Annotated in this window: 5 protein-coding genes and 1 pseudogene; 5 read left to right on the top strand and 1 reads right to left on the bottom strand. The window is 36.6% G+C overall.

Translation table 11 applies throughout. From position 1 onward, the window contains the following. Positions 1 to 252: pseudogene (locus tag AC1DND_RS19160) on the bottom strand (DUF1801 domain-containing protein); the annotation flags it as partial. Positions 253 to 525: 273 nt separating this feature from the next. Here AC1DND_RS19160 and AC1DND_RS19155 point away from each other — a divergent pair. The 5 genes from AC1DND_RS19155 to AC1DND_RS19135 all read left to right on the top strand — a co-directional run bounded on the left by AC1DND_RS19155 (position 526) and on the right by AC1DND_RS19135 (position 5009). Beyond that, a complete protein-coding gene (locus AC1DND_RS19155; protein WP_477584034.1) occupies positions 526 to 951 on the top strand; it encodes a helix-turn-helix domain-containing protein in 426 nt (141 codons plus the stop codon). 180 nt (positions 952 to 1131) lie between these two features. Beyond that, positions 1132 to 2247 (top strand): Gfo/Idh/MocA family protein, encoded by a 1116-nt coding sequence (locus AC1DND_RS19150; protein WP_477584032.1) that lies wholly within the window; start codon positions 1132 to 1134, stop codon positions 2245 to 2247. A gap of 351 nt (positions 2248 to 2598) precedes the next feature. Further along, positions 2599 to 3675 (top strand): PAS domain-containing sensor histidine kinase, encoded by a 1077-nt coding sequence (locus AC1DND_RS19145; RefSeq protein ID WP_477584031.1) that lies wholly within the window; start codon positions 2599 to 2601, stop codon positions 3673 to 3675. Between the two features lie 40 nt (positions 3676 to 3715). Continuing rightward, positions 3716 to 4366: a response regulator gene (locus AC1DND_RS19140; RefSeq protein ID WP_477584030.1), complete on the top strand. Its 651-nt coding sequence runs from the start codon at positions 3716 to 3718 to the stop codon at positions 4364 to 4366. 124 nt (positions 4367 to 4490) lie between these two features. Beyond that, a complete protein-coding gene (locus AC1DND_RS19135) occupies positions 4491 to 5009 on the top strand; it encodes an RNA polymerase sigma factor (protein WP_057932132.1) in 519 nt (172 codons plus the stop codon). The last annotated feature ends 20 nt before the right edge of the window (positions 5010 to 5029 follow it).

Here is a 5029-nt window from a genome sequence, read left to right as displayed (position 1 = left end):
GTATAAAGCTATGGCATCTTTGCGTGGCGAAAAACCAACCAATGGTGCATCGCCTTCCCGGCCGCTTTCATATTTGTAATGATAACTTCCAAAACCAACAATGGCATTTCCCCACATTTTAGCTTTAAAACCTGTGGTTAAACTTAAGATATCTGACAGGTTAAAACAATCTGCTCTTTTATTTTCATCTGGAATGGTATTTAAAAAGTCTGGAACGCTTAAATCGTTTTCGGTAGTTTTATTCTGTGCCATGTCTTTTTTATGATGAATATAAGGATTTGATCAAATAATTTCAATTTCTGCGGTAATTGTATTTAAAGTAATACGTTATTTCTTGAAAAAAGGAGGTTGAAAACTGCTCATTTCAGGCGTATTTCACAGTAATTCGCTGATGGAGTTTGACATATGTCAAAAAATCAACACCTTTTATACAACCTTATACACTTATTCTTACATTTGAATTGTCAATCGTCCCCGATAACTGATTTAATTATTTTTTCATTTTTTTTAAAATTAATTATCTCAATGACAACACAACAACTAAAACAAGGAGAAATTCTTGAACGCTTAGTGCGCAGAGATCGCATGGGCATCAGTGAGCTTTCAAGGAAACTTAATGTAAGCCGCAGAACAATTTACAACTGGTTTGGTCAAGACAGAATCGGGCATGAAGTAATTTGGCAGGTAGGCAAGTTATTAGGTCAGGATCTTTCTTCGGCATTTCCAGAAGCTTTCCCCAAGTACAACCCCGAATCCATCAATCAAACGGCAGATCCCGGTAAACAAATCGGTTCGGATAATAATTCTGTGTATTTCTGGATGAATAAATATATTCATCTGCTAGAAAAATACAACGACCTGTTAATTACAGAAGAGCAGCAAGAGCTAGATCCAATTAATAAGGAATTCCCACTTAGAAATAAAAGACCTGATACATTTTTATATCAATAAAACTAAGGTTTTAACTAATAGAATAAGCTAAGTCATCCCGTTAGATTTTTCTTTTTATTTATATCTTAATCCTGGCCACTTCGTTTTCCTATCTTCAACATTGTAATATTTTTAGGTATTAGCATCAAGAGCTTTTTTAAATTTCTAATTTGGTAACCATCAAATTTTAGAAATAAGCGTATGATGACTACTTATCTGATTAGGTGTTTTTTTAGAGCCAATGGCTTTATTCTTTGCTTTTTACTTATTTCTTGCGCTGTTAAAGCACAGCAAAAATTAAATGTGGCAATAGCAGGGCTAACTCACGATCACGTTTATCTCATCATGAGCAGCTACCAAAAAGCTGAAGTGAATATTATTGGTATTGCCGAAAGTAATCCTGAGCTGGTTAAAAGGTTTAAAAACCGTTATAAAATTTCCGATAGCCTATTTTATAATAACCTTCCTGATTTATTAAAGAAAAAGAAACCTGATGTTGTTTTGGCATACAATGCCATAAGCGGACATTTGGCTGTAGTAGAAGCTGCCGCTCCCCTCGGCATATCGGTAATGGTAGAAAAACCGTTGGCGATAACAGTTAAGCAGGCAGAAAGAATGGCTGAACTAGCAGCACAGTATAAAGTACATGTACTCACCAATTACGAAACTACCTGGTATCCGAGTAATCAGGAGCTATACAAGGAAGTAAAGGAAGCCAATACTATTGGTGCCTTACGCAAAATAATCGTGCACGATGGCCATCAGGGACCAAAAGAAATTGGAGTGAGTGCTGAGTTTTTAAGCTGGTTAACCGATCCCAATCAGAACGGGGCAGGCGCATTGGTAGATTTTGGCTGTTATGGTGCTAATTTAATGACCTGGTTAATGGATGGAAAAGCCCCAATTTCGGTTAGCGCAATTACCCATCAGATTAAAAAAGATGTTTATCCGAATGTTGATGACGATGCAACAATTTTATTGGAGTACCCATCGGCCACGGGAATTATCGAAGCATCGTGGAATTGGCCCTTTAGCATAAAAGATATGGAAGTATTTGGTGCAAATGGATACATGCAGGCCGTTAATGATAAAACGTTAAGGCTAAAGAACAATGGGAAGGGTGATTATAAAATTTATCAGGCTAAGACATCGAAGCCAATTTATTCAAACCATTTAAGTTATCTGTCTGCAGTTTTAAAAGGAGAAATTAATCCAGCAAATGATTTATCATCGCTACCGAATAATTTAATTGTGGTCAAAATTTTAGCGGCTGCGAAAAAATCAGCTCAAACAGGTAAAAGGGTGATTTTAAAATAGTTCCTACATAATAAAAATAGCCACCTGTGCGATGGCTATTGGTAAGGAGAACAGTGTCTTCTCTATGGTGTGCCTGCCCTCCGCGGATCTCCCGCTCACAGGACTTTTTTATCTTTCTTTTATGCTTAACAATTTAGGCAATAGTTGGTTTTGATCCGCAAAATAATTTTGCACATCGTGTGGAAAATGTTAATATCTCTAAAAACGGATCAAGAGTAATCTACATGTTTCCATATGAAGTATTATACGCATTTATTGATTAAAACTTTTTAGGGCGTGCGATGTTTGTGATGTGGTTGCTGCCGATGATATAATTACATCGTTTAGTGGCAAATTATCAAACATTAAATCATGGTCGAATTAAATAAAGAGCTTTTTTGTAACCTGGGCGACTGCTCTGTTGATGGGTATTTTATTTTCGATTATACGGCACAAAATTTTTCATACCTCAATAAATCGATAAGTAAAATTTGGGAACTTGGCCTTGATGAAATTGCGGCTAATCCTCAGCTACTTTTAGCACGGGTACATCCTGAAGATGTTGCACATGTAATGTCTTGTTACAAAGAATGCCTGGAAGAAGGTACGGAGAAAAAATATGAATTCCGGTTAATATTTGCCGATAGAGAAAAATATGTGCGGGTAATTGTGTTTGCCGTTGCCGATGAGGAAGTAAAGCATTTAGTAGGCACAGTAGAAGATACCACGATAATGCGCCACAATAAAATCCATATTGAACAAATAAACGCCCGAAAAAATATRACCTTAGAAGTATTGGCGCACGATTTAAAAGAACCGCTCGCCATGATGAAATTAACTGCTTCATCTATGAAAAATGGTATTGCTCAAACAGGCGATGAGCAGATGATAAACTCACTAGCTTTTATTCTGGATATGTGTGAGCGTAATCTGCTTTTGGTACGCAGCATGATTAACAGGGAGTTCTTAAAATCATCGGTAATAGAAATCGGCAAGGAGCGGGCAGATTTGGTCTGGGAACTTAGGGATGTGGTTCGTTTTTACAAACGATCGAAACTAGGCAAAATGAAGAATATTAAATTTACAAGTTCTGCCGAACAGATCTACCTGCTCCTGGATAGCATGAAATTTATGCAGGTAATCAATAATCTAATCTCAAATTCAATAAAATTTACTGCCGATTATGGGAATATTACTCTACATGCCGAGGAATATGAAAGTACCGTTTTAATTACTGTAGCCGATAATGGGGTTGGAATTCCAGATGAGTTGCAGGCCGGCCTTTTTGATCATTTGCCCGAAACTTTAAGACCAGGTTTGAAAGGCGAAGAATCGGGAGGATTTGGCATGGGAATAATCAAAGCAATTGTTGAGTTGCACCAGGGAAAAATCTGGTTTAAAAGCAAAATTGGTATTGGAACTACCTTCTATATTGAGCTGCCTAAGTAGCCTTTTTTAATTTTAAAACAGTGTAAGTTATATTTGAGTTATGATTAACATTATTCTTGCGGATGATCACCATATTATCCGAACCTCACTTAAAGCACTTATAGAAAAACACGAAGGCATCAAGGTTGTTGCAGAAGTATCAGACGGTTTAGCGGTTTTGGAACTTTTGGAAAAGGGAATAAAAGCTGATATCATTTTATCAGATATTGTAATGCCCAGGCTCGATGGAATAGCTTTAGCCAGTACCATTAAGGAGCGGGGGTATGGCACAAAAGTAGTTGTGTTGTCTATTTTAGATGACGAAAAATATGCGTCAAATGCCTTTACCTCAGGTGCTTTTGCTTACCTATCGAAAGATATTGAGGAAGATGAATTGCTGTTTTGCCTAAAGCATGTAATGAAAGGAAAACGGTATCTTTCTTCTAATCTATGCATCTCCATTTTAGAGCGTTTTAATACCCAGTTAAATATGCTTTCGCAAAAAATGAATACTGAAATCAACTTTTCTGAACGCGAAATTAATGTATTAAAACTCATCGCAGATGGGTTGACCAATCAGGAAATAGCGGACAAATTGTACTTAAGCAGGCGGACAGTAGAGAGCCAGAGAGAGGCTTTAATCAGTAAAACGGGTACAAAAAACTCTGCTTCTTTAGTTCGTTTTGCTATGCGAAATGGTTATGTAGCCTAGTATTTTTGATCGTTTTAGGGCAATTTTTTAGTGTTTTAAATAAACCGTAAAAAATCGGGTATTTCTACAAATAACATTGCATGGTACTGTTTGTTGAATATCTACATCATACCTAAAGCGAATCATGGAAACATTAAATTTCAATTGTGACATATACCAATACAGACAACCACTTTTTGACCGCGCATTAGCGTATACGCGTGATGAAGACGATGCTGCTGATTTAGTTCAGGACACCTTTATGAAGGCGTTTAGGTTTTCTGCTAAGTTTGAAATGGGAAGTAATGTACGCGCTTGGCTTTTTACAATTCTAAAAAATACCTTTCTTAATCATTATTATAAGGTAAAAAGGAAAAATGAAATGATCCAGCAGGAAGAGGATTTAACTTCCATCCAATTGGTTCCAAGCGCATCATTTAATGGTGGTGCGGCAAAGTTTATGATGGAGGACATCCAAAAATCATTAAATGCATTGCCAGAAGATTGCCGTTTTTGTTTTTGCCGTTATTTTGAAGGTTATAAATATCATGAAATTGCTGCTGAGCTCGATATCCCATTAGGCACGGTAAAAACCAAAATACATGTAGCGAGAGGGCTTCTTAAAAAGATGCTTAAAAATTATAAATCTGGTTTGGCTGCCTAATGTTCTCATCACATTTATTC

The organism is Pedobacter sp. 01N416 (assembly GCF_056399685.1).
This window is presented reverse-complemented; position numbering and strand designations above follow the sequence as displayed.